Source organism: Curtobacterium sp. PhB137 (assembly GCF_003814955.1).
Lineage (GTDB): Bacteria > Actinomycetota > Actinomycetes > Actinomycetales > Microbacteriaceae > Curtobacterium.
Genome location: NZ_RKQO01000004.1, coordinates 1 through 24,641, shown reverse-complemented (window position 1 = coordinate 24,641; position 24,641 = coordinate 1). Strand labels below are relative to the sequence as shown.

The following is a 24,641-nucleotide window of genomic DNA, read 5'->3' as shown; positions in this document are numbered from 1 at the left end:
GCATCGGCCCGCCGCTCAGGGGTACCCGAGGAACCAGAGCAGCACGATCGCGACGGGCTGCAGGCACACCCCGACCACGAGCCACGTCACCGCTCGCCGCCGCGTCCGCACGAACACGTCCGACCCGAGCAACGGCGCCATCGGCATGAGCAGCCGCGGCAACGACTGCTGCGGCAGGAACACCGCGACCAGGTACAGCCCGTACGACGCCGTGAACGCGAGGACGTCCGGTCCGAGGGCCCGGGTACTCCTGCGAGAGAAGAACCACACCGCGCCGGCGAGCACCGCGACGACGAGCACGATGCCGACCGGTCCGAGCCACGTCGATGCCATCGTGAACCACGGCATCAGCGGGGCGAAGTGCTGTCGCCCGACGAACCCCACCCACCACGACAGTTCGGTGTCCAGGTAGGCGTTCGGCCGCCCGGTCACCGCCGAGGCGATCAACGGCCAGGCCAGACCCGCCGCCGCGACGACGAGGCCGGAGACCACGATCGTGATGCGGTCACGCCACGGGAACACCTCGGCAGGTCGAGCAGACCGGCGGGACCCGACCCACCGGACGACCAAGTGCACGGCCAGCGCCACGGCCAACGCGAGGACCCCGGGTTTCGTGAACGCCGCGACCACCCCGAGCGGCGCGATCAGCCAGTACCGACGCCGGACCAGCGCCAGCAGCGCGCCGAACAGCAGCACGAGCAGCAGGCTCTCGGCGTAGGCGACCTGCAGCAGGAACCCGGTCGGCGCGAACGCGAACAGTGCGGTGGCCCAGCGAGCCCGGTGCGAGCAGCCCACCGCGAGCACGAGCCGGTACAGCAGCACGCAGGCACCGGCGCCCGCGATCGTCGCGACGAGCACGCCCGCGACCCAGAACGACGCACCCGTCAGGGCCATGACGGCACGCACGATGGCCGGGAACACCGGCAGGAACGCCCAGGCGTTCGGCGCGACGTGGCCCGCGTCGTCGAGGGGGAGTGTGGCCGGGTACCCGTGCTCCGCGATCGTCCGGTAGAACGAGGCGTCCCACGATCCGGAGAACGTGAAGAACGACGGGTCCTGCCGGTACGACGCGAACGTCCAGTCGTTCGCGGTCGCCAGCACGTACATGGTGGCGAGCAGCAGCGTGCTCACCAGGCGCGAGGCGGCCCAGATGAGCAGGGGCGCGGTCCACGCGCTGCGGGGTCCGGTCAGCAGGCTGCGCACCCCCGACCGGGAGGCCCGGCTCGTCTCCGCCACGCTCGTCACCCGCCCGATCCTCGCAGACCAGGGCCCGTGCCCGCGTCAGCGGGCGGCCGTGCGTCGGGCCGCGCGCTGACCTGCCCTCATGGTGAGCAGCGGTGGTCGGGTCCGTCTACCGGACCCGACCATTCCTGCTCACGAAGTGCGGGCCTCCCGGCTAGCGACCGGTGACCGCGCGACGGATCTGCTCGATCGGGACCTTCGGGGAGCGGTCGGCGTTGAGCAGGCCGTTCGTCTCCTGCATGGTGTCGGTCAGCTGCGTGTAGCAGGAGCCGGCCAGGAACGAGCTCGCCCGGATCGCGTCGTACAGTGCCGTGATGCGGGTGACCCAGTCGTCGCCGTCGGTGGCCGAGGTGTAGCCCCAGCCGTCCTCGCGCTGTGCACCCGGCTGGTAGTTCACGCCACCGAACTCGGTGAGCATCACCGGCTGGCCGAGGTCCTGCGCGCCACCCACGAGCACCCAGCGGTCCGACGGGCCGAAGTGGGTGAACAGCGCCGTGCGTGCTGCATCGTCGGCGTAGGTGCGGGCGAGTGCGTCGCCTGCACCCTCGTAGTCGTGGATCGTGACGATGTCGGAGTTGGTGTGCTCCCACCCGTCGTTCGAGATCACCGGACGCGTCGGGTCGATCGCCCGCGTGACGTCGGCCAGGGACCGGGCGTAGGCCTGCTGCGCCGGATCCGTGCTGATGTGCTGCACGCCCCAGCTCTCGTTCGCCGGCACCCACGTGACGATCGACGGGTGCGAGGCATCACGCTCGACGGCGTCCATCCACTCGCGCATCAGGCGCTGGACGGCACGCGGTGAGAAGGCGTAGGCGCCGGGGGCCTCGCCCCAGACCAGGATGCCGAGTCGGTCCGCCCAGTACAGGAACCGGGGGTCCTCGATCTTCTGGTGGTTGCGGGCCGCGTTGAAGCCGAGCTCCTTGATGAGCTCGACCTCGCGGCGCAGTGCTCCGCGCGACGGCGCGGCGATGTGCGAGTCCGGCCAGTAGCCCTGGTTCAGGACACTGCGGACGTCGTAGCTGCGGCCGTTCAGCAGGAAGGTGCCGCCGTCGACGCCGACGGTGCGGAGCCCGAAGTAGGACGCGACGGAGTCGATCGGCGTCGTGCCGGTACGGGGGAGGAGCGAGACCGTGGCGTCGACCAGGCGCGGGGCGTCCGGGGTCCAGTGCAGTTCGTCCTCGGCCTGCCCGTTCGTCTGGCGCGCGATCGGCACGACCACGTCGAACTCGTCCGAGGTGTCGCCGAGCGTGGCCTCGACGGTGGCGAGGTGCTCGTCGCGCTCGTCCCACCGGGCGACGACGCGCAGGCGCTCGCCGCCGGTGCGGCCGCCAGCGATCCGGACCGTCAGGCGGACGGTGGCGTGGTCGACGTTCGTCCAACGCAGGTACTCGATCGAGGCGGTCGGCACGGCTTCGAGCCACACGGTCTGCCAGATGCCGGTGGTGCGGCGGTACCAGATGGCGTGCGGGTCCTCGTGCCAGTCCTGCTTGCCACGGGGCTGGGTCAGGTCGTGCGGGTCGTCCTCGGCGCGGACGACCAGGGTGTGGACGGCGTCGGGGTCGGTGGCGAGGGCGTCGGTCACGTCGAACGAGAACGGCGTGTGGCCGCCCTCGTGCTCGCCGACGAACTGGCCGTCGATCCAGACGCGGGCGCGGTAGTCGACGGCGCCGAAGTGCAGGACGAGTCGGGGTGCGGCGGTGCCGTGACCGGCGGCCTCGAGGTCGGCGCGGGTGATCGCACGGGAGTACCAGACCACCGGGTGGAAGCCGGGCTCGTCGATGCCCGAGGCGACCGACTCGGGCGGGAACGGCACGACGATGTCGCGGGCGTCGGGGAACCCGGTGCTCCAGGCGGTGTCGTCGCCGTCGTTCCGGAAGGACCACGTGCCGTCGAGGTCGGCCCACGCGGTGCGGAGCATCTGCGGCCGGGGGTAGGTGCCGTCCTGCCGCGAGGCGAGGGGGAGTGCGGGAGCGGATGCGGTGTCAGGTGCGGCCACGGTGCCGTCGAGCGTGCTCATGGGTCCATGGTCCCGCGCCGGTACATCGTTGTAAAGAGCGTCGCAACGATTGCCATCCGGAGAACCCGGCGGGTGCTCGGGGCGACGTCAGGCGATCGCGGCGTCGCGCGTCAGGACCATCACGTCCATGCGTCCCTGCTGCACGACGTCGCCGCGCTGGTTCCGCAGTGAGACCGTCCGCTCGACGATGCCGGTGGTGCCGGAGCTCGTCAGGCGCGTCGACAGGATCTCGACCTCGCAGGTCACGGTGTCCCCGATGAACACCGGCGCGGTGAACCGCCACTGGTCGATCCCGAGCAGTGCCACGGCCGACCCCTCGAACACCCCGGTCCGTGCGATCAGCCCCAGGCAGAGCGAGGTGCCGAGCAGCCCGTGCACGACCCGCTGGCCGTACCGGGTCTTGCCGGCGAACTCGACGTCGGTGTGCACCTGGTTGTTGTCGTTCGTCCACGAGGCGAAGGACACGACGTCCGCCTCGGTGATCGTGCGACCCGGGGTCGTGAAGGTCTGTCCGGCGGCGAGGTCCTCGAGGTAGTGGGGCACGTCCGCGATTCTCGCAGAGGAGCGCGACGAGCCTCACGCCCGGCCGCGCTCACAGTCGGGCGAGCACCTTCCGCGAACGTCGCAGCCCCCGCTCGAGCACGGCGTGCTCGGCCGTCGCCAGCGCCCCGTACCCGAAGGTGTCGGCGCCGTCCCGGGCCGCGGGCCCGGAGAGCCGCCGGTAGGCATCTGCCGCGTGTGCCGCGTCGAGGGCGTCACCGAGCGTCTCCTGCACCCGCCGCAGCCGGCTGAGCCGCCGCTTCCCGAGGTCGGCGACGTCACCGGCTGCTTCCAGCGCGTACCGCAGGCGCCGTGCCGCCTTCCGGATCTCGTGCAGGACGTCGAGACCCGCCGCGCCACCGTCGACCAGTCGTCGGACCCGAGCGCGCTCGCGGTCGATGCGCTTCGCGACGAAGGCGGCGGCGGCGTCGTCGGCGTGCGGTCCGGCCGGGGCGCGGAGCAGCAGTTGATCGAGCGCGTCGAGGGTACGGAACCAGTCGTCCGAGCGCAGCGCCTGGCGGAGTTCCGCTGCGGCCGCGCTGCGGAGAGCCGCCGCCTGCTCGCCGATCCGGTCCAGCGTGGGGGCGTCGACGAAGCCCTCGGGGGCCCGAGCCGCCGACCGGAACAGCCCGCCGTGCAGGACCTCGGCATCGCGGGCGACCCCGGCGACCCGTCCGGCTTCGGCGAGGGCGGCCCGCAGTGCCTCGGTCGCCTCGCGGTCGAGGGCTCCGCGGTACGCCGCGAGCACGCTCCGCAGCCGACGGACCACCTTCCGGAAGTCGTGCACCGACTCGTGGTCGTCGGCGCGGACTCGGGGGTCGACCGCGACGAGGTCGGCGCGGAGTGACTCGAGGACCCGCAGCACGAACGCCGCAGCGGTGCCCGAACGTGGTCGCTTCGCCCGGTTGCCGCGCCGCTCCGGGGCGAGCACGGGGGCGGGCGCAACCGCGACCGCCGAGGTCGACGGCGGCTCGGTGGCCGCGTCGTCCAGTGCTCGCTCCGCGGCCCGTGCCGTGGTGCCGTCGCGCCCGTCGTCCGACAGCGCCCACCACCGTGCGGACCGCAGCACGGAGGTGTCCGGGGCGCCTTCGTCCACCCGGACGTCGGCGATCTCGGCTCGGACCCGACCGTCCTTGCCGCGCAGGGTCACGAGCGTCGTCGTGGTGTCCCGGAGGCGGACCGTCGCCGCCGCCCGCCCGCGCAGGAACACCTCGACCCCGTCACGCGGGGGCTGCTCGCCGTCCGGTCGATCGAGGTCCGCGCCCACCGGCACCGGGCCGTCGCCGTGGTCGAGGCTCCAGGCGCCGTCCTGGGCGCGGGTGAGCGTCACCCCTTCGGCCGCGAGCACGCGCTCGTCGGAGTCCCACACGGTCTCGCGGAGCGACACGGGCTCGTGCCGTTCGACGGCGGATGCGAGAGGCTCGAGTGCCGGCAACCGGCGGTCGTCGGGGATCCGCCAGCTCCGGCGGGGATCGGTGCGGGCGGTGTCGGGGGCGGGGTGCTGGCTCGGCATGTCCGCAAGTGTCGTCCGCCAGCACCCGTGCGGTCCGAGCGCAGGCGCGTTCTGTGGACGGACGGCCCAGAACCGCTCCCTGTGCAGGGATGAGGAACGGACTCGGCACCTCGCCAGCACTCGGCGCGTACGGTCCGCTGCATGAGCGACGGAGCCCGCCACCCCAGCGACACCGCACCCGACACCCGCGACACCGCACCCCCGAACGCCACCGCCCCGAGCGACCACGACCTCGAGTCCTGGATCGCCGACCGCCGGTGGTACGCCTCGAAGGGGTCCGTGCCGCGCCTCCGCACCCTCTCCACCGCCGACGGCACCCGGCTCGTCCTCGACGAAGCCCCCGCACCACCAGCGGCTCCGGTCCTCTACCAGTCACCCGTGACCAGCGGCCCCGACGGCACGATCGCCGACGCCACCACCGACCACGCGTGGATCACGGCGCTCGCCGCACGCATCGACGCGGACCCGCAGAGCCTCCGCCCCATCGGCACCGTCACGGCTGCCCGCGTCCTGACCGGCGAGCAGTCCAACACCTCGGTCATCTGCGACACCGAGTCCGGTGCCCGCGTCATCATCAAGGCGTTCCGCGTCCTGCACCACGGCGACAACCCCGACGTCACGACGCAGCTCGCGTTGTCCGCAGCTGGCAGCGCACGCGTCCCCCAGGTCTACGGCGCACTGCGGGGTAGCTGGCCCGACGTCGGGCAGGGTAGCGGCACGGCGACCGGTCACCTCGCGTTCGCGCAGGAGTTCCTGCCGGGCCTCGAGGACGCCTGGCGCGTGGCCCTCGAGGAAGCGCACGCCGGCACGCCCTTCGGCGATCGGGCCGAGCAGCTCGGGGCGGCGCTCGCCGACGTCCACCGCACCCTCGCCGAGGCACTACCGTCCGAGCCCGCCGACGAGGCGCGACGACGGACCGCCGTCGCGACGATGCACGAGCGGCTCGACACCGCCGCGCGCGAGGCCCCGGCGGTCGCCGAGCACGCAGACGCGATCCGAGCGGTGTACGCGGCGGCGACGGCGACGCCCTGGCCGGACCTGCAGCGCATCCACGGCGACCTGCACCTCGGGCAGGTGCTCGCTGCCCCCGAGCCGCGCGGGTGGGTCTTCCTCGACTTCGAGGGGGAGCCGCTCCGTCCCCTGGCCGAACGCTCGTTGCCGGACGTCACGCTCCGTGACGTGGCCGGCATGCTCCGGTCGTTCGACTACGTCGCCGGAGCCCTGGCGCACGACGCGGAACCGGTCGACGCAGCGGGCTGGGCGGACGAGGCACGCGTGCGGTTCCTCGACGGGTACCAGCGGGGGACCGGCACCGACCTCGGCGCACACCGGGAGCTCCTGGATGCGTTCGAGCTCGACAAGGCCGTCTACGAGGTCGTCTACGAGACCCGGAACCGACCCGGCTGGGTCGGCATCCCGCTCACGGCCGTCACGCGCCTGGTCGGCCGCAGCGGGTCCTGACCGCGCACCCGAAGGCGGACGGGAGGCCCGTGGCGATCCCGCCACGGGCCTCCCGTCGAACGCCGTGACGGACAGTGCCCGTCGTGCGTCAGCCGCCAGCCGTCAGTTGACGGGGCCGGTGTACTTCTCGCCCGGTCCGGCGCCCGGTGCGTCCGGGATCGCCGACGCCTCGCGGAACGCGAGCTGCACCGAGCGCAGCCCGTCGCGCAGCGGACGGGCGTGGTGGTCGCCGATCTCGGTCGCCGCGGCGGTGACCAGTCCGGCCAGTGCGGTGATGAGCTTGCGCGCCTCGTCCAGGTCGGTCTGCTCCTGGGGGTCGTCGGCCAGGCCGACCTTCACGGCGGCGGCACTGAGCAGGTGCACGGCCACGGTGTTGATGAGTTCGACGGCCGGCACCTCCGAGATGTCCCTGGCGGCGTCGATGCCGCTGCCGTCGTCGTCGATCGGGGTGTCGGTCACGGTGCTCCTCTGCTAGACTCGCTCGCGGCAGATGCTGTCCGTGTGCCATCAGGTTCTCCTGAAGCGCTCGGACGGTGTCACGAAAGAGGAGTCTCTCCCACCCGCGGCCGCGTTCCACCAGGCTACCGGGTCACCACCGCTCCACGAGTGCACAGCAACTGGGTGCACACGTCGGTCGGGTCCACGGATCCGACGCAGGGCGGCTGCCGAACGGGTTCCGATCCGTGCGTCAGATCTCCTCTCTCGTGCTGTCGTCCAGGGCAAACGTCCCGGACGACCACCACCTGATTGAAGGAGCTCCGCATCACCGATCCCCGTACCAACGACCGAATCCGCGTTCCCGAAGTCCGACTCGTCGGCCCGCAGGGTGAGCAGGTCGGCGTTGTCCCGATCGCCATGGCACTGCGCCTCGCGCAGGAAGCCGAACTGGATCTGGTCGAGGTCGCGCCGAACTCGAAGCCGCCCGTGGCCAAGATCATGGACTACGGCAAGTTCAAGTACGAAGCCGCTCAGAAGGCCAAGGAAGCCCGTCGCAACCAGGTGAACACGGACCTGAAAGAGGTCCGTTTCCGCCTGAAGATCGACGTGCACGACTACGAGACGAAGCGCAAGCGCGCCGAGGGGTTCCTCCTCGGTGGCGACAAGGTGAAGGCGATGATCCTCTTCCGTGGCCGCGAGCAGTCGCGTCCGGAGCAGGGTGTCCGTCTCCTCCACAAGTTCGCGGAGGAGATCGCCGAGTTCGGCGTCGTCGAGTCCCGTCCCACCCAGGACGGCCGCAACATGACGATGATCATCGCCCCCCTGAAGAACAAGTCCGACGTCAAGGGCGAGCAGAACGCGAAGCGCGCTGCACAGAAGGCCGAGCGTCGTGCCACCGAGCACGCTGCGAAGGACCACTCGGACGCCGAGACGGAGACCGAGGCCCCGGCCGAGGCTCCCGCGCAGGACACGGCACCGGCCAAGAGCGACGCTCCCGCCGAGTAGGTCACCCAGACCGACCCCGCAACGACGCGGCTCCCATCCATCCCACGGAAAGGCACCACCATGCCCAAGCAGAAGACCCACTCCGGGTCGAAGAAGCGCTTCAAGATCACCGGTACCGGCAAGGTCATGAAGCAGCAGGCCGGTATGCGTCACAACCTCGAGGTCAAGAGCTCCAAGCGCAAGGCCCGCCTGAACGAGGACCAGGTCCTCTCCAAGGCAGACGCGAAGAACGTCAAGAAGCTCCTCGGCCACTGAGCCCCCGGATCGTAAAGGAATAGTGCAATGGCACGAGTAAAGAGAGCGGTCAACGCCGCCAAGAAGCGCCGCGTCATCCTCGAGCGCGCCGAGGGTTACCGCGGCCAGCGTTCGCGTCTGTACCGCAAGGCCAAGGAGCAGGTCACCCACTCCCTGGTCTACGCGTACCGCGACCGTCACGCGAAGAAGGGCGAGTTCCGTCGCCTGTGGATCCAGCGCATCAACGCTGCGTCCCGTGCGAACGGCCTGACCTACAACCGTCTGATCCAGGGTCTGGGTCTGGCCGGTGTCGAGGTCGACCGTCGCATCCTCGCCGACCTCGCGGTGAACAACCCCGAGACCTTCACCGCGCTCGTCGAGACCGCGAAGAAGGCCCTCCCGGCCGACACCTCGGCCCCGAAGGCTGCGTAGTCAGTTCTTCTGCTCGCGAAACCCCCGCCGCACGGCGGGGGTTTCGTCGTTCCTAGACTTGGGTCGTGAGCGAACTCCTCGAGAACCCCCGTGCCGGACGCGTGAAGGCCGTCGCGGCCCTGTCGAAGAAGGACGTCCGTGCCGAAACGGGCCTCTTCCTGCTGGAGGGGCCGCAGGCGGTGCGTGAAGCACTCGAGTACGCCCCGGAGCTCCTGCGCGAGCTCTACGTGACGCCGACTGCCGCAGCCCGCTACGGCCTCGACGACGCGCCGGTCGACACCTGGTTCGTGACGGAGCAGGTCCTCGACGCGATGGCCGACACCGTGACGCCGCAGGGCGTCGTCGCCGTCTGCCAGCAGTTCCCGACGTCGGTCAAGGACGTCTTCCCGGACCGTCGCGTCGGTGACGCTGCCGCTGCCGTCGACCTGGAGGCCCGTGGGGACACCGACGAGCCGGCCGCGTTGCCGGGGCTGGTCGCCATCCTCGAAGAGGTACGGGACCCGGGGAACGCCGGCACGATCATCCGCGCCGCCGACTCCGCCGGCGCCGACGCGGTGGTCCTCACCGGGCGGTCGGTGGACCCGTACAACCCGAAGGTCGTCCGGTCGACCACGGGCTCGCTGTTCCACGTGCCGGTGTCGGTCGGCGTGACCCTGGCCGACACTATCGCGCGGGCGAAGGCACTCGGGTACACCGTGCTCGCGGCCGACGTCTCGGGTGACGACCTGCCGGTGGTCCGGGCCGAGGGCATGCTCGACGGTCCGACCGCGTGGGTGTTCGGCAACGAGGCCCGCGGGCTCACCACCGAGGACCTCGCGCTCGTCGACCGTGCGGTGAAGGTGCCGATCTACGGCCAGGCGGAGTCGATGAACCTGGCGACGGCGGCCTCGGTCTGCCTGTACGAGTCGGCGTTCGCACTCCGGAGCTGACCTCCCTCCACAGGTCGGTCGTCGGCATCGGCCATCCACAGTCCGACCGGTGCAGGCGGGTGGTATCCCGTCGGCCGGTAGGCTTGGGTCTCGTGTCAGAACCTCTCGAGATCAGCGAATCGGCCGTCGCCGACGCCGTGGACGCAGCACTCGCCGCCGTCCGCGCCACGACGACGGTCGCCGAACTGAAGCAGGCCAGGGCCGAGCACACCGGTGAGCAGTCGCCGCTGGCTCGGATGAACGCGTCGATGCGCAGCGTCCCGCCGGAGCAGAAGGCCGCGGCCGGCAAGCTCGTCGGTCAGGCCCGCGGGCGGCTGAACGCGGCGATCGCGGAGCAGGAGTCGGTCCTCGCCGTGGCCGAAGAGCGCGCGCGGCTCGAAGCCGAGCGTGTCGACGTCACCGCGTTGCCGACCCACCGCCCGACCGGCTCGCGCCACCCGCTCTCGCTGCTCAACGAAGCCGTCGCGGACATCTTCGTCGGCATGGGGTGGGAAGTGGCAGAGGGCCCCGAGCTCGAGCACGAGTGGTTCAACTTCGACGCCCTGAACTTCGACCAGGACCACCCGGCCCGGGCCATGGCGGACACGATCTTCGTCGAGCCGGTCGACCGGCACCTGGTCATGCGCACCCACACGTCGCCCGTGCAGGTGCGGTCCCTGCTGTCCCGCGACCTCCCGCTCTACGTCATCGCTCCGGGCCGCGTGTACCGCGCCGACGAGCTCGACGCCACGCACCTGCCGGTCTTCACCCAGGTCGAGGGCATCGCGATCGACAAGGGCCTGACGATGGCACACCTGCGTGGCACGCTCGAGCACTTCGCCCGCCAGGTCTTCGGCGCGGAAGCGCAGATCCGCCTGCGCCCGAACTACTTCCCGTTCACCGAGCCCAGCGCCGAGATGGACGTCTGGCAGCCGAACGCCAAGGGCGGCGCCCGGTGGGTCGAGTGGGGTGGCTGCGGCATGGTCAACCCGAACGTCCTACGTGCCGCCGGCATCGACCCGGACGAGTACCAGGGCTTCGCCTTCGGCATGGGCATCGAGCGGACGCTGCAGTTCCGCAACGGCCTGAACGACATGCGTGACTTCCTCGAGGGCGACATCCGCTTCTCGCAGCAGTTCGGAACGGTGGTCTGATGCGCGTCCCACTCCGCTGGCTCGGCGAGTCCGTCGACCTCCCCGAGGACGTCACCCTCGAGCACGTCCACGCGGCGCTCGTGTCGGTCGGCTTCGAGGAAGAGGACGTCCACACCTTCGACCTGACCGGCCCCGTCGTCGTCGGCCGGGTGCTCGAGCGCGTCCCGGAACCGCAGAAGAACGGCAAGACGATCAACTGGTGCCAGGTGGACGTCGGCGAGCCCGAGCCCCGCGGCATCGTCTGCGGTGCGCACAACTTCGACGTGGGCGACCTCGTCGTCGTGACGCTGCCAGGCGCCGTGCTGCCCGGACCGTTCCCGATCGCGGCCCGCAAGACCTACGGCCACGTCTCCGACGGCATGATCGCCTCGGCACGCGAGCTCGGTCTCGGTGACGAGCACGAGGGCATCCTCCGCTTCGCAGACCTCGACATGGAGCCCGACGTCGGCCAGGACGCCATCGCGCTCCTCGGCCTCGACGACGCGGCGGTCGAGATCAACGTCACGCCGGACCGCGGGTACGTGCTGAGCATGCGCGGTGTCGCGCGTGAGTACGCCCACGCCACCGGCGCGAGCTTCCACGACCCCGTCGACCGGGTCGCGCCCCGCACGGCCGAGGGCTTCTCGGTCACGATCGACGACCAGGCCCCGATCCGCGGTCGCGTCGGCGCGAGCACCTTCGTCACCCGCGTCGTCCGTGGCATCGACCCCACCGCGAAGACACCGGCTTGGATGGTGTCGCGTCTCGCGCTGGCAGGCGTCCGTTCGATCTCGCTGCCGGTCGACATCACGAACTACGTCATGTTCGAGCTCGGCCAGCCGCTGCACGGCTACGACCTGTCGACCGTCCGCGGCGGCCTGGGTGTTCGTCGTGCGGCTGTCGGCGAGACGCTCGAGACCCTCGACGGCGCCGTGCGGAAGCTCGACCCCGAGGACCTCGTCATCACCGACCACGACGGCCCCGTCGGGCTCGCCGGCGTGATGGGCGGTGCCCGGACCGAGATCTCGGCGAGCACGACCGACGTCCTGATCGAGGCAGCTGGCTTCGACCAGGTCTCGATCGCGCGGACCGCTCGCCGCCACAAGCTGCCGAGCGAGGCCTCCCGTCGGTTCGAGCGCGGCGTCGACCCGCTCGTGGCCGAGGCTGCTGCGAACCGCGCCGTCGACCTCCTCGTCGAGCTGGCCGGCGGCACGGCCGATGCTCTCGGTTCCACGCTCGTCGACACCGAGCCCCGTGCGACGGTCGCCATGCGGACCTCGCGTCCGGCCGAGCTCATCGGCGTGGACTACCTCGCCGCCGAGGTCGTGGACACCCTCCGTGCGATCGGCGCGACGGTGCAGGTCGACGGTGCGCAGCTCGCCGTCACCCCGCCGACCTGGCGTCCGGACCTGACCGACGACACCACGTTGGTCGAGGAGGTCGCGCGGATCGTCGGGTACGACCGCATCCCGAGCGTGCTGCCCGTGGCCCCGCCCGGACGCGGGCTCACCCCGCACCAGCAGGCGCGCCGCCGGGTCTCCGCGGCCCTCGCCGCCGCGGGTCTGGTCGAAGCGGTGACGGCGCCGTTCGTCTCCGCCGCGACGCAGGACGCCTACCCGGGGATCGACCCGCAGGGCGGCCCGAGCGTCGTCCTCGCCAACGCCCTCGACAGCGAGCAGAACCTGCTCCGCCGCAGTGGTGTGCCCGCCCTCGTCGACGCCGCTCGCCGGAACGTCTCGCGCGGCCTGCTCGACGTCGCGCTCTACGAGACCTCGCGGGTGTTCCTGCCGGTGACGGGCGTGACGCTCGGCACCGACGAGGTCCCGGCCGGTGCCGCGCTGCCCGACCGCGCGACGCTCGAGGCGCTCGACGCGTCCCTGCCCGCACAGCCGTTCCACGTGTCCGCCCTGCTCACCGGCAACCGCGTCGGCAAGCAGGCGGGCGTCGCGGCGGAGCCGTACGGCATCGCCGACGCGATCGACGCAGCCCGCCAGGTGGCGTGGGCCGTCGGCGTGGAACTGCGCGTCACGCAGACCACCCACCCGTCCCTGCACCCGGGCCGCGCGGCGTCGCTGCTCGTTGGCGACACCGTCGTGGGCGTCGCCGGCGAACTCCTGCCGGAACTGTCCGCCGCTGCGGTGCTGCCCCGCGTGGTGGCCGTGGTCGAGCTCGACCTCGACGCCATGGTGGCCGCGGCCCCCGACCTCGTCGCGGTCGCGCCGATCGTGTCGTACCCGGCAGCGACGCAGGACCTGTCCCTGGTCGTCGACGCCGGGGTGCCGGCCGGTGACGTGTTGGATGCGGTCCGCTCTGGTGCCGGAGACCTGTTGGAGTATGCTCGGCTCGTGGATGACTACCGGGGCTCCGGCGTGGACGTGGGACAGAAGTCCCTGACGTTCGCCCTGCGCTTCCGTGCCACGGACCGCACGCTGATCGCTGCCGAGGCCACCGAGGCCCGTGACGGCGCAGTCCGACGTGCCGGCGAGCGATTCGGGGCGACCCTGCGCGACTGACCCACGACGGGATCAGCACCGCCCGGGGTCGCCGCCTCCGACTCTCTCGACGACCAGTCCGACCAAAGGTGGAATCCCATGTCCGTATCCGTCGCCGTGGCGGGAGCCTCCGGCTACGCGGGTGGTGAGCTCCTGCGCGTGCTCTCCGCCCATCCCGAGTTCGACGTCAGGACGGTGACGGCGTTCTCGAACGCCGGACAGCCGCTGATCGCGACGCAGCCGCACCTCCGGTCGCTGTCGCACCTGACCCTCGAGAAGACGACGGCCGAGACGCTCCGCGGGCACGACGTCGTGTTCCTGGCGCTGCCACACGGTCAGTCGGGGGCGATCACCGAGGAGCTCGGCGACGACGCCCTCGTGGTCGACTGCGGCGCGGACCACCGGCTGACGGACCCCGCGGCCTGGGAGCAGTTCTACGGCGGCGACTACCACGGCGCCTGGACCTACGGTCTGCCGGAGCTCCTGCTCGCCGCCCCGACCCCGGGTTCGGCCGACGAGTGGCGCGAGGTCGAGGACATCGCGTCGCAGGGCAAGCAGCGTTCGGCCCTGGTCGGCACCAAGCGGATCGCGGTCCCCGGGTGCAACGTCACCGCGGTGACGCTCGGCATCCAGCCGGGCATCCAGGCCGGGCTCGTCGAGTCGGACGACATCGTCGCCGTGCTGAGCGTCGGCCCGAGCGGTGCCGGCAAGAAGCTCGCCAACACCTACCTGGCGTCCGAGATCATGGGTTCCGCCAGCGCCTACGCGGTGGGCGGCACGCACCGGCACGTCCCGGAGATCCAGCAGAACCTGATCGTGGCGGGTGCCGCGGGCGTGACGATCTCGTTCACGCCCGTGCTCGTCCCGATGTCGCGGGGCATCCTCGCGACGACGACGGCCAAGCTCACCCCGGGTGTCAGCGCCCGCGACGTGCGGCTCGCCTGGGAGCAGGCCTACGCCGACGAGCCGTTCGTGCACCTGTTGCCCGAGGGCGAGTTCCCACGGGTCGCGGACACCATCGGCGCGAACACCGCACTCGTCGGCATCGCGGTCGACGAGGCCGCGGGCCGCGTCGTCGCCGTGACGGCACTCGACAACCTCGCGAAGGGCACGGCGGGTGCCGCCGTCCAGTCGACCAACATCGCCCTGGGTCTGCCGGAGACCCTGGGCCTCAGCGTGGACGGAGTCGCACCGTGACCGATCTCACCGACGTGAGCGAGCCCACCCAGGGCGAACCGGGCCTCCAGGGCGTCACCGCGGCAGCGGGTTTCCGCGCTGCCGGCGTGACCGCCGGCCTGAAGACCAGCGGCAAGCCGGACGTGGCACTCGTCGTCAACGACGGCCCCGACGCGGCCGTGGCCGCGGTCTTCACCAGCAACCGCGCGCAGGCGCACCCGGTGATCTGGTCCCGCCAGGTCGTCGGTGACGGCGTCGCGCGGGCCGTCGTCCTGAACTCCGGCGGCGCCAACTGCTTCACGGGCCCCTTCGGGTTCCAGACCACGCACCTGACCGCCGAAGCCGTCGGTGACGCCCTCGGCATCGGCGCCGGTGACGTCGTCGTCTGCTCCACCGGCCTCATCGGGGTGGGCGACCAGACGTTCCGCGACAACGTGCTCCGGGGCGTCGACCTCGCGGGCGCTGCGCTCACCGGTGATGGCGGCCCGGACGCGGCCACGGCCATCATGACGACCGACACCAGGGCGAAGCAGTCCGTGGTGACCGAGGACGGCTGGACCGTCGGTGGCATGGCGAAGGGTGCGGGCATGCTCGCACCCGGACTCGCGACGATGCTCGTCGTGATCACGACCGACGCCGTGCAGACCCCGGACCAGCTCGACCAGGCGCTCCGCGCGGCCACCCGCATCACCTTCGACCGCGTCGACTCGGACGGCTGCATGTCGACGAACGACACCGTCGTGCTGCTGTCGTCGGGTGCGAGCGGGGTGACGCCCGAGGTCGGCGACTTCCAGGAAGCCCTGACCGCGGTCTGCGCCGACCTGGCCCGCCAGCTGCAGCAGGACGCCGAGGGCGCCAGCCACGACATCGCGATCGAGGTCGTGCACGCCGCGACCGAGGACGACGCCGTCACCGTCGGCCGGAGTGTCGCGCGCAACAACCTGTTCAAGGCGGCCGTCTTCGGCAACGACCCGAACTGGGGCCGGGTCCTCGCGGCCATCGGCACCACGGACGCCGACTTCGACCCGTACGCGGTCGACGTCAGCATGAACGGTGTCCGGGTCTGCCACGCCGGCGCCCCGGACCAGCCGAGCGACACCGTCGACCTGACGCCGCGGGACACCCACGTGCGCATCGACCTCGGCGTCGGGACGCACTCGGCGACGATCCTGACCAACGACCTCACGCACGACTACGTGCACGAGAACAGCGCGTACTCCAGCTGATGGCGAACGACACCGAAGGGGCCGGGACGCCCCTCACGAAGGAAGAAGAGCACGAGTTCGCCGCCGTCAAGGCCGCGACCCTGATCGAGTCCCTGCCGTGGCTCAAGCGGTTCTCCGGCAAGGTCGTCGTCGTCAAGTTCGGCGGCAACGCGATGGTGAACGAGGACCTCAAGCGTGCGTTCGCCGAGGACATGGTCTACCTCCGCTACGCGGGACTGCACCCCGTCGTCGTGCACGGCGGGGGTCCGCAGATCTCGGCCGCGCTCAAGGAACAGGGCATCGAGTCCGAGTTCCGTGGCGGCTACCGCGTCACCACGACCGAGGCGATCTCGGTCGTCCGCGACGTCCTGGCTGGCGAGGTCAACCGCGAGATCGTCGACCTGATGAACGAGCACGGCGAGGGCCTGGCCGTCGGCGTGTTCGGCGACGGCGGGTCCTTGTTCACCGGCGAGCAGAAGGGTGTGGTCGTCGACGGGCAGGAGTACGACCTCGGGCACGTCGGTGACATCACCCACGTCGACCCGTCAGGGGTGCTCGCCGCGATCGAGGCTGGCCGCATCCCGGTGGTCTCGAGCATCGCGATCGACGACGCCCACCCGGACCAGGCGCTCAACGTGAACGCCGATGCGGCCGCGGGTGCCCTGGCGATCGCGTTGCGTGCGTCGAAGCTCATCATGCTCACCGACGTCCCCGGCCTGTACCGCAACTGGCCGGACCGTGACTCGCTCGTCGACCTCATCGCGGTCGAGGAACTCCGCGCGCTCCTGCCGTCGCTCGAGTCGGGCATGATCCCGAAGATGACCGCGTGCCTCGACGCCGTGGTCGGCGGGGTCGGCGGGGCGACGATCATCGACGGCCGGATCCCACACTCGATCCTGCTCGAGGTCTTCACCCTGCGCGGTGCGGGCACCGAGGTGATCCCGGACCCGAGCCGACGCACCGAGAACCAGATGACCCACGCCGAGATCGGCCGACGAGTGGCAGCACCGTCGACGAGCACCAGCACCGGCCAACACGTGGCCAGCACGACCGAGAAGGGGCAGCAGCCGTGAGCAGCGAGACGCAGACCGAGACCTGGAACGACCGGTTCGGGGCGTCGCTCATGCGATCCCTGACCCCGCCGAAGATCATGCTCGAGCGCGGACAGGGCTGCCGTGTCTGGGACGTCGAGGGCAACGAGTACCTCGACTTCCTGGCGGGCATCGCCGTGAACTCGCTCGGCCACGCGCACCCCGTGCTGGTCGAGGCGATCGCCGACCAGGCCGCGAAGCTCGTGCACGTGTCGAACTACTTCGCGACGCCGCCCCAGCTCGAGCTGGCGGAGCGTCTCAAGCGCATCACCGGTGCGGGCGACGCCGGGCGGGTGTACTTCGGCAACTCCGGGGCCGAGGCGAACGAGGCGGCGTTCAAGCTCGCGCGCCTGAACAAGGGCGCCGACGGGCAGAAGACCCGCATCCTCGCGCTGAAGCAGGGCTTCCACGGCCGGACGATGGGGGCGCTCGCGCTCACCGGCAAGCCCGCGCTGCAGCAGGACTTCCTGCCGATGATCCCGGGCGTCGAGCACATCGACTCCACCGTCGCTGCGCTCGAGGCGTCCATCGACGACACGGTCGCGGCGATCGTCATCGAGCCGATCAAGGGCGAGGCCGGCGTCGTCGACCTGCCCGAGGGCTTCCTGCTCGCCGCGCGCCGGCTGACCGAGGAGCACGGTGCGCTGCTGATCCTCGACGAGATCCAGACCGGTGTCGGCCGGACGGGCAACTGGTTCACCTACCAGGGCCACGGCTTCACCCCCGACGCCGTCACGGTGGCCAAGGGCATCGCCGGCGGCTTCCCGATCGGTGCGCTCGTGACCTTCGGGTGGGCGTCCGACCTGTTCTCGGCCGGTCAGCACGGTTCGACCTTCGGCGGCAACCCGCTCGGCACCCGCGTGGCGAACGCGGTGCTCGAGGAGATCGAACGCGCGGACCTCGTCGCTGCCGCCGTGGTCAAGGGCGAGCGGATCCGGACCGGCATCGCCGGCATCGGCTCACCGCTCGTCGAAGAGGTCCGCGGCACCGGTCTGCTCATCGGCGTCGGGCTCACCGGCCCGATCGCGGCCGCGGTGAACTCCGCCGCCCTCGAGCGTGGCCTCATCATCAACGCCCCGAACGAGTCGAGCCTGCGCCTCGCGCCGCCGCTCATCGTGTCCGACGCCGAGATCGACGAGTTCGTGTCGATCCTCGCCCAGAGCCTCGCGGCCGTCGCTGCCGCCCAGGAGACCTCCGCATGACCCGCCACTTCCTCCGGGACGACGACCTCAGCCAGGCCGAGCAGTCCGCGATCCTCGACATCGCCGACCAGATGAAGGCCGACCGTTGGGGTGCGAAGCCCCTCGCCGGCCCGCAGAGCGTCGCGGTCATCTTCGACAAGTCGTCGACCCGCACCCGGGTGTCGTTCCACGTCGGCATCTCCGACCTGGGCGGCAGCCCGCTCATCATCTCGACGGCGAACAGCCAGCTCGGCGGCAAGGAGACCCCGTCGGACACCGCCCGCGTGCTCGAGCGCATGGTGTCGGCGATCGTCTGGCGCACCTACGGTCAGGCCGGTCTCGAGGAGATGGCCGCCGGCACGACCGTCCCCGTCGTCAACGCACTGTCCGACGACTTCCACCCCTGCCAGCTGCTCGCCGACCTGCTCACCATCCGCGAGCACCGCGGCACGCTGGCGGGCCAGACCGTGGCGTTCATCGGCGACGGCGCGAGCAACATGGCGCAGTCGTACCTGCTCGCCGGCGCGACCGCGGGCATGCACGTCCGCGTCGCGGCTCCCGCCGAGTTCTCGCCGTCCCCGCAGGTCGTCACCGACGCCGAGCACCGTTCGGCCGAGACCGGCGGCTCCGTCCTGGTCGTGACCGACCCGGTGGCAGCGGTCGCCGGTGCCGACGTCGTGGTCACCGACACCTGGGTCTCGATGGGCAAGGAGTCCGAGAAGCAGTCGCGCCTCGACACCTTCTCCGGGTACCGCGTGGACGACGCCCTGATGGCGCACGCTGCCGACGATGCGGTGTTCATGCACTGCCTGCCCGCCGACCGTGGCTACGAGGTGACCGCCGACGTCATCGACGGGCCGCGCAGCATCATCTGGGACGAGGCGGAGAACCGTCTGCACGCCCAGAAGGCGCTGCTGGCCTGGCTCCTCGCCGCGAACGGCGCGACGACGGCAACGGCGAACGCCGTGGCGACCGCGTAGGCGCACCGCATGGCTGACCGCGTCGTCCTCGCCTACTCCGGCGGCCTCGACACCTCCGTCGGGATCGGCTGGCTGCGTGACGCCACCGGCAAAGAGGTGGTGGCGCTGGCGGTCGACGTCGGCCAGGGCGGCGAGGACCTCGACGCGATCCGACAGCGCGCGCTCGACTGCGGGGCCGTGGAGTCGATCGTGGTCGACGCCAAGGACGAGTACGCCGACGAGTACATCGTGCCGGCCCTCAAGGCCAACGCGCTGTACCAGAAGCGCTACCCGCTGGTGTCGGCGCTGAGCCGCCCGCTCATCGCGAAGCACCTCGCGCTGACGGCGAAGCAGCTCGGCGCCGACAGCGTCGCGCACGGCTGCACCGGCAAGGGCAACGACCAGGTCCGGTTCGAGGCCGCCGTCGCGGCGATCGCCCCGGACCTGCGGAGCGTGGCACCGGTGCGTGACCTCGCCCTGACCCGGGACAAGGCGATCGCGTACGCCGAGCAGCACGCCCTGCCGATCCAGCAATCGCAGCGGTCGCCGTACTCGATCGACCAGAACGTGTGGGGCCGTGCGGTCGAGACGGGTTTCCTCGAGGACCCGTGGAACGCCCCGACCGAGGACCTCTACGCCTACACGCAGGACCCCGCCGTGCCGCGGGACCCGGACGAGGTGATCATCACGTTCGAGCGCGGCGTCCCGGTGGCGCTCGACGGGCAGCGCTTCAGTGTGCTGCGGATCGTGCAGGAGCTGAACGCCGTGGCGGGCAAGCACGGCGTCGGTCGGATCGACGTCGTCGAGGACCGCCTCGTCGGCATCAAGTCGCGTGAGGTGTACGAGGCCCCGGCGGCGATCGCGCTCATCACGGCGCACGAGGAGCTCGAGCGCCTCACCCTCGAGCGGGACGTCAACCGCTACAAGCGTGGTGTCGAGTCGGAGTGGGCCGACCTGGTCTACGACGGCCTGTGGTTCGGCGGGCTGAAGCGCAGCCTCGACGCCTTCGTCGACCACACCCAGCAGCACGTCTCCGGCGACGTCCGCCTCCAGCTGCACGGCGGTCGCGCGACGGTGACCGGCCGTCGCTCGGAGCAGAGCCTCTACGACTTCGACCTCGCCACGTACGACACCGGCGACACGTTCGACCAGTCCCTCTCGAAGGGCTTCATCGAACTCTGGTCGCTCCCCAGCAAGATCTCCGCCCGCCGCGACGCGGCGAACTGACAGCACGCCACCCGGCGGACGACACACCGCCGCCACCCGGCCCGACGACAACGACGCAGGACGACATGACCGACGAGAAGACCGACGCCACCAACACCGGAGCCCTCTGGGGCGCCCGCTTCGCCGACGGCCCGAGTGCGGCCCTGGCAGCGCTCTCGAAGTCGACGCACTTCGACTGGCAGCTCGCCCCGTACGACATCGCCGGCTCCCGCGCGCACGCCCGGGCCCTGCACACGGCCGGGTACCTGACGGCGGACGAGCTCGAGCGCATGCTCGCCGGACTCGACCGGCTCGAGGCCGCGCACGCCGACGGCACGCTGCAGCCCGACGAGTCCGACGAGGACGTCCACGGTGCCCTCGAGCGTCTCCTCATCGCCGACCTCGGTCCGGAACTCGGCGGCAAGCTCCGCGCCGGCCGCAGCCGCAACGACCAGATCGCGACGCTCGGCCGCATGCACATGCTCGACCACGGGCGGCGCATCGGCCGACTCGTGATCGACCTGGTCGACGCGATCACCCAGCAGGCCAACGAGCACCCGTCGGCGATCATGTCGGGTCGCACGCACCTGCAGCACGCGCAGCCCGTCCTCCTCGCGCACCACCTGCTGGCGCACGCGTGGCCGTTGGTCCGCGACCTCGAGCGCCTCCGCGACTGGGCGGGCCGCGCGAGCGTGAGCCCGTACGGCGCCGGTGCCCTCGCAGGCAGTTCGCTCGGCCTCGACCCCGCCGCGATCGCCGCGGAGCTCGGGTTCGACCGCCCGGCCGACAACTCGATCGACGCCACGGCCGCCCGCGACGTCGTCGCCGAGTTCGCGTTCGTCCTCGCGCAGATCGGCATCGACGTCTCGCGTCTGTCGGAAGAGGTCATCCTCTGGAACACGAAGGAGTTCGGCTTCGTCCGGCTCCACGACGCGTTCTCGACCGGCTCGAGCATCATGCCGCAGAAGAAGAACCCCGACATCGCCGAGCTCGCGCGCGGCAAGTCCGGTCGTCTGATCGGCAACCTGACGGGCCTGCTCGCGACCTTGAAGGGACTGCCGCTCGCCTACAACCGCGACCTGCAGGAGGACAAGGAGCCCGTCTTCGACTCGGTCGCCACGCTCGAGGTCCTGCTGCCGGCCTTCACCGGCATGATCGCGACGCTCACGTTCGACACGGACCGGATGGCCGAGCTCGCGCCGCAGGGCTTCTCGCTCGCGACCGACGTGGCCGAGTGGCTGGTCCGCCAGGGCGTCCCGTTCCGCGATGCGCACGAGGTGTCCGGTGCGCTGGTCCGGTACTGCGAACAGCGCGGCATCGAGCTCGACGACCCGACCGACGACGAGTACCGGTCGGTCTCCGAGCACCTGACCCCCGAGGTCCGTGCCGTGCTCACGATCGAGGGCAGTGTCGCGTCCCGCTCGGGTGTCGGCGGGACCGCTCCGGACCGTGTGGCCGAGCAGCTGGCGTCCGTCACGCGTCGCGTCCACGACCTGGCCGAGGGCGCACCCTTCACGCGATGACCGAGGGGCTGCTCGCGATGCTCGCCGAGCCGGCGCCGCGCATCGCACCGGCGCTGCTCGGCGCGACGATCGCGGGCCGTGGCGTGACCCTGCGCATCACCGAGGTCGAGGCCTACTTCGGCCCCACCGACCCCGGCTCGCACGGCCACCGCGGTCCGACCGAGCGCAACCGCCACCTGTTCGGGTCGCCGGGCACCCTGTACGCGTACCGCTCGTACGGCATCCACACCTGCGTCAACGTCGTGAGTGCACCGGCCGGCACCTCCTCCGGTTCCCTGCTCCGCGGTGCGCAGGTGATCGAGGGCGTCGACACCGCACGCGGACGACGTGGCCCGTCGGTCGCCGACGTCGCGATGGCGCGTGGCCCCGGCAACCTCGGTGGTGCCCTCGGCGCGGTGCTCGGACAGGACGACGGCACCTCGCTGCTCGACGGGTCCGGTCCGTTCGTGCTCACGTTGGCACCCGGCCTGGAGGCGCGGCTCGCCTCCGCCCCGCCGGCCCGGGTCATCGAGGAACTCCTGACCGAGACCACACCCGGCCCCGGCGGGACGGGTCCGGTCCCGCGCATCTCGCGCGGACCGCGCACCGGCGTCGGCGGCATCGCCGGCGGTGCGCAGTACCCCTGGCGCTTCTGGTTGACGGGCGACCCGACGGTCTCGACGTACCGACGGCACAAGGGTGCCCTCGACTGATCCCCACCGGCACGGCCGGCCCGCCGCTGGCGCGTCGCGCCGGAACCGGCGGCGTGGGCCCAGACGCACCACGGGCCTCCCGGTCGACGGCGCGCTGTCGGTGGTGCGCCGCCGCTACGATGGCGGGGTGTCCAGTGATACCGCTCAAGACGTCCTGACGCGCCAGCAGAACGACCCCACCTTCGCCTCGGTGTGGGACGAACTGCGCTGGCGCGGTCTGGTGCAGGTCTCGACCGACGAGACCGCACTCCAAGAGGCCCTCGACGGTGATCCGATCACGTACTACTGCGGCTTCGACCCCACGGCACCGTCGCTGCACTGCGGCAACCTGCTGCAGCTCCTGACCATGCGTCGGTTGCAGCTCGCCGGGCACAAGCCGCTGGCGCTCGTCGGGGGATCGACGGGGCTCATCGGCGACCCACGTCCGACGGCGGAGCGCACGCTGAACACCCGCGAGACCGTCGCCGAGTGGGTGGCGCGTCTGCAGGGGCAGGTGTCACGGTTCCTGAGCCCGGACGGTGACAACGGCGTCCGGCTGGTGAACAACCTGGACTGGACGTCGCCGATGTCCGCCATCGACTTCCTGCGCGACGTCGGCAAGTACTTCCGGGTGAACTCGATGCTCAAGAAGGACGCCGTCGCCGCGCGGTTGAACTCCGACGCTGGGATCAGCTACACGGAGTTCAGCTACCAGATCCTGCAGGGCCTCGACTACCGCGAGCTCTTCCGGCAGTACGGCTGCACGCTGCAGACGGGTGGCTCGGACCAGTGGGGCAACCTGACCTCGGGGACGGAGCTCATCCGTCGTGCCGAGGGTGCGACGGTGCACGCGCTCGGGACACCCTTGATCACGAACTCGGACGGCACGAAGTTCGGCAAGAGCGAGGGCAACGCCATCTGGCTCGACGCCGAGATGACGTCGCCGTACGCGCTGTACCAGTTCTGGCTCAACACGGCGGATGCCGACGTGATCGCCCGGTTGCGGGAGTTCACGTTCCTGTCCCGTGCCGAGATCGAGCGACTCGAGCAGGCGGTCGCCGACGAACCGTTCCGGCGCGAAGCGCAGCGGACCCTCGCGTTCGAGGTCACCTCGCTCGTGCACGGGTTCGACGCCACCCAGGCCGCGATCGACGCTGCGGCCGCGCTGTTCGGCAACGGGGACCTCGGTGCGCTGGATCCGGACACCCTGCGGTCGGCGATCGCGGAGCTGCCGGGGTCGGTCACCATCGAGGCCGGAGCCGACGTGGCCCGGGCACTCGTCGAGACCGAGCTCGTGAAGTCCCTCGGCGAAGCGCGGCGGGCGATCGACCAGGGCGGCGTGTACGTGAACAACGTCCGAGCCGAGGACGCCACCGCACCGCTGTCGGACCTCGCCCTGCCCGGGGGAGTCCTCGTGCTCCGCCGCGGCAAGAAGACCCTCGCCGGCGTGACGCTGGCCTGATCGCCCCGGCACCCGGGCGACGCGTGTTGCACAACGCGACACGCCCGGGATCGGGCCTGGCTTGGCACACTCGCCCAGGCCTGCGTAAAGTTCCTACTCGTCACCCCAAAGGTGCGGCGGAGCGGCTGGAGCGAAAGCCCAGAGCACGTCGGCCCTCAAGCGGGACCATCCTCCACTGAAGATCAGATCTGGCCTTGTGCCCGATCGCTTCGACGCCTAGGATGACAAGCCCACCGGTTCTCTCCCCTCGGGGATGAGCCACAGGACCTCCGGGTCCGACGACACACCGGTGGCAAGCCAAGTACACAAGCCTCGTGGCTGGAGCTCGAACCTGAGCCGAAGAGCGAGTGCGTCTGGTCCTTGAGAACTCAACAGCGTGCACATTGTCAATGCCAATTTATTGATTGACCTCGTGCCTGGGCAGCTTCGGTTGTTCAGGTCATGATGCAATTCCTTTTGGATTGAAGATTGTCAGTAGACAGTCAACAGTCAGAATCAACTCGGTCTGATGCCTTCGGGTGTTGGGTCTGTATTTTTTTACGGAGAGTTTGATCCTGGCTCAGGACGAACGCTGGCGGCGTGCTTAACACATGCAAGTCGAACGATGATGCCCAGCTTGCTGGGTGGATTAGTGGCGAACGGGTGAGTAACACGTGAGTAACCTGCCCCTGACTCTGGGATAAGCGTTGGAAACGACGTCTAATACTGGATATGACTACCGGCCGCATGGTCTGGTGGTGGAAAGATTTTTT

21 protein-coding genes and 1 rRNA gene are annotated in these 24,641 nt (G+C 71.0%); 17 read left to right on the top strand and 5 right to left on the bottom strand.

Annotated elements, in window-relative coordinates:
• Positions 1–15 precede the first annotated feature (15 nt).
• The 4 genes from EDF28_RS00365 to EDF28_RS00350 all read right to left on the bottom strand — a co-directional run bounded on the left by EDF28_RS00365 (position 16) and on the right by EDF28_RS00350 (position 5,312).
• The gene (locus tag EDF28_RS00365; protein WP_185094102.1) at positions 16–1,245 is read right to left on the bottom strand and encodes a hypothetical protein; all 1,230 of its coding nucleotides are present in this window, start codon (positions 1,243–1,245) and stop codon (positions 16–18) included.
• A 151-nt stretch (positions 1,246–1,396) separates the two neighbouring features.
• A complete protein-coding gene (locus tag EDF28_RS00360) occupies positions 1,397–3,259 on the bottom strand; it encodes a glycoside hydrolase family 2 protein (RefSeq protein WP_123936802.1) in 1,863 nt (620 codons plus the stop codon).
• A gap of 87 nt (positions 3,260–3,346) precedes the next feature.
• Positions 3,347–3,802, bottom strand: coding sequence for a MaoC/PaaZ C-terminal domain-containing protein (locus tag EDF28_RS00355; protein ID WP_123293369.1), 456 nt, complete (start codon positions 3,800–3,802; stop codon positions 3,347–3,349).
• Between the two features lie 49 nt (positions 3,803–3,851).
• Positions 3,852–5,312 (bottom strand): CHAD domain-containing protein, encoded by a 1,461-nt coding sequence (locus EDF28_RS00350; RefSeq protein WP_123936801.1) that lies wholly within the window; start codon positions 5,310–5,312, stop codon positions 3,852–3,854.
• 141 nt (positions 5,313–5,453) lie between these two features.
• On the opposite strand from EDF28_RS00350, the gene EDF28_RS00345 reads away from it, so the two are divergent.
• On the top strand, positions 5,454–6,773 hold the full coding sequence (locus tag EDF28_RS00345; protein WP_123936800.1) for a phosphotransferase: 1,320 nt from the start codon (positions 5,454–5,456) through the stop codon (positions 6,771–6,773).
• Between the two features lie 102 nt (positions 6,774–6,875).
• On the opposite strand, the gene EDF28_RS00340 is transcribed toward EDF28_RS00345, so the two are convergent.
• On the bottom strand, positions 6,876–7,232 hold the full coding sequence (locus EDF28_RS00340) for a DUF1844 domain-containing protein (RefSeq protein ID WP_173170823.1): 357 nt from the start codon (positions 7,230–7,232) through the stop codon (positions 6,876–6,878).
• A 288-nt stretch (positions 7,233–7,520) separates the two neighbouring features.
• Between EDF28_RS00340 and infC the strand changes: the two genes are divergently transcribed.
• The 16 genes from infC to EDF28_RS00260 form a co-directional block, all read left to right on the top strand.
• Positions 7,521–8,216, top strand: a complete 696-nt coding sequence (gene infC / locus EDF28_RS00335) for a translation initiation factor IF-3 (RefSeq protein ID WP_123293372.1) — start codon at positions 7,521–7,523, stop codon at positions 8,214–8,216.
• Positions 8,217–8,276: 60 nt separating this feature from the next.
• Complete coding sequence (gene rpmI / locus EDF28_RS00330) at positions 8,277–8,471, top strand: 50S ribosomal protein L35 (protein WP_111086286.1); 195 nt, start codon at positions 8,277–8,279, stop codon at positions 8,469–8,471.
• A gap of 27 nt (positions 8,472–8,498) precedes the next feature.
• Positions 8,499–8,882: a 50S ribosomal protein L20 gene (rplT, locus tag EDF28_RS00325; protein WP_111086285.1), complete on the top strand. Its 384-nt coding sequence runs from the start codon at positions 8,499–8,501 to the stop codon at positions 8,880–8,882.
• Between the two features lie 65 nt (positions 8,883–8,947).
• Positions 8,948–9,811, top strand: coding sequence for an RNA methyltransferase (locus EDF28_RS00320; protein WP_123936799.1), 864 nt, complete (start codon positions 8,948–8,950; stop codon positions 9,809–9,811).
• A 92-nt stretch (positions 9,812–9,903) separates the two neighbouring features.
• Positions 9,904–10,944: a phenylalanine--tRNA ligase subunit alpha gene (gene pheS, locus EDF28_RS00315; RefSeq protein ID WP_111086283.1), complete on the top strand. Its 1,041-nt coding sequence runs from the start codon at positions 9,904–9,906 to the stop codon at positions 10,942–10,944.
• Complete coding sequence (gene pheT / locus EDF28_RS00310) at positions 10,944–13,436, top strand: phenylalanine--tRNA ligase subunit beta (protein ID WP_123936798.1); 2,493 nt, start codon at positions 10,944–10,946, stop codon at positions 13,434–13,436. Before pheS ends, pheT begins: the two co-directional genes overlap by 1 nt.
• Positions 13,437–13,514: 78 nt before the next feature.
• Positions 13,515–14,612 (top strand): N-acetyl-gamma-glutamyl-phosphate reductase, encoded by a 1,098-nt coding sequence (locus EDF28_RS00305; protein ID WP_123936797.1) that lies wholly within the window; start codon positions 13,515–13,517, stop codon positions 14,610–14,612.
• On the top strand, positions 14,609–15,817 hold the full coding sequence (gene argJ / locus EDF28_RS00300) for a bifunctional glutamate N-acetyltransferase/amino-acid acetyltransferase ArgJ (RefSeq protein WP_260154446.1): 1,209 nt from the start codon (positions 14,609–14,611) through the stop codon (positions 15,815–15,817). The genes EDF28_RS00305 and argJ overlap by 4 nt, the downstream gene beginning before the upstream one ends.
• Complete coding sequence (argB, locus tag EDF28_RS00295) at positions 15,817–16,869, top strand: acetylglutamate kinase (RefSeq protein WP_123293376.1); 1,053 nt, start codon at positions 15,817–15,819, stop codon at positions 16,867–16,869. Before argJ ends, argB begins: the two co-directional genes overlap by 1 nt.
• A 50-nt stretch (positions 16,870–16,919) precedes the next feature.
• On the top strand, positions 16,920–18,089 hold the full coding sequence (locus tag EDF28_RS00290) for an acetylornithine transaminase (protein WP_260154610.1): 1,170 nt from the start codon (positions 16,920–16,922) through the stop codon (positions 18,087–18,089).
• Entirely contained in the window at positions 18,086–19,048 is a 963-nt protein-coding gene (gene argF / locus EDF28_RS00285; protein WP_123338475.1) for an ornithine carbamoyltransferase, read from the top strand. Before EDF28_RS00290 ends, argF begins: the two co-directional genes overlap by 4 nt.
• A gap of 9 nt (positions 19,049–19,057) precedes the next feature.
• Positions 19,058–20,254, top strand: coding sequence for an argininosuccinate synthase (locus EDF28_RS00280; protein ID WP_123936795.1), 1,197 nt, complete (start codon positions 19,058–19,060; stop codon positions 20,252–20,254).
• Positions 20,255–20,319: 65 nt separating this feature from the next.
• Positions 20,320–21,756 carry an argininosuccinate lyase gene (argH, locus tag EDF28_RS00275; RefSeq protein WP_123936794.1) on the top strand — a complete coding sequence of 479 codons (1,437 nt, stop codon included), beginning with the start codon at positions 20,320–20,322 and terminating at the stop codon, positions 21,754–21,756.
• Positions 21,753–22,448, top strand: coding sequence for a DNA-3-methyladenine glycosylase (locus tag EDF28_RS00270; RefSeq protein ID WP_185094101.1), 696 nt, complete (start codon positions 21,753–21,755; stop codon positions 22,446–22,448). The genes argH and EDF28_RS00270 overlap by 4 nt, the downstream gene beginning before the upstream one ends.
• A 127-nt stretch (positions 22,449–22,575) precedes the next feature.
• Complete coding sequence (gene tyrS / locus EDF28_RS00265; RefSeq protein WP_123936793.1) at positions 22,576–23,889, top strand: tyrosine--tRNA ligase; 1,314 nt, start codon at positions 22,576–22,578, stop codon at positions 23,887–23,889.
• Between the two features lie 536 nt (positions 23,890–24,425).
• Positions 24,426–24,641 (top strand): 16S ribosomal RNA (locus tag EDF28_RS00260); the annotation flags it as partial.

Coding starts and splice junctions, on each gene's coding strand:
- EDF28_RS00360 (WP_123936802.1), bottom strand. CDS start 3,259: ATGAGCACGCTCGACGGCACCGTGGCCGCACCTGACACCGCATCCGCT.
- EDF28_RS00350 (WP_123936801.1), bottom strand. CDS start 5,312: ATGCCGAGCCAGCACCCCGCCCCCGACACCGCCCGCACCGATCCCCGC.
- EDF28_RS00345 (WP_123936800.1), top strand. CDS start 5,454: ATGAGCGACGGAGCCCGCCACCCCAGCGACACCGCACCCGACACCCGC.
- rpmI (WP_111086286.1), top strand. CDS start 8,277: ATGCCCAAGCAGAAGACCCACTCCGGGTCGAAGAAGCGCTTCAAGATC.
- rplT (WP_111086285.1), top strand. CDS start 8,499: ATGGCACGAGTAAAGAGAGCGGTCAACGCCGCCAAGAAGCGCCGCGTC.
- pheT (WP_123936798.1), top strand. CDS start 10,944: ATGCGCGTCCCACTCCGCTGGCTCGGCGAGTCCGTCGACCTCCCCGAG.
- EDF28_RS00305 (WP_123936797.1), top strand. CDS start 13,515: ATGTCCGTATCCGTCGCCGTGGCGGGAGCCTCCGGCTACGCGGGTGGT.
- argB (WP_123293376.1), top strand. CDS start 15,817: ATGGCGAACGACACCGAAGGGGCCGGGACGCCCCTCACGAAGGAAGAA.
- EDF28_RS00290 (WP_260154610.1), top strand. CDS start 16,920: ATGCGATCCCTGACCCCGCCGAAGATCATGCTCGAGCGCGGACAGGGC.
- argF (WP_123338475.1), top strand. CDS start 18,086: ATGACCCGCCACTTCCTCCGGGACGACGACCTCAGCCAGGCCGAGCAG.
- EDF28_RS00280 (WP_123936795.1), top strand. CDS start 19,058: ATGGCTGACCGCGTCGTCCTCGCCTACTCCGGCGGCCTCGACACCTCC.
- argH (WP_123936794.1), top strand. CDS start 20,320: ATGACCGACGAGAAGACCGACGCCACCAACACCGGAGCCCTCTGGGGC.
- EDF28_RS00270 (WP_185094101.1), top strand. CDS start 21,753: ATGACCGAGGGGCTGCTCGCGATGCTCGCCGAGCCGGCGCCGCGCATC.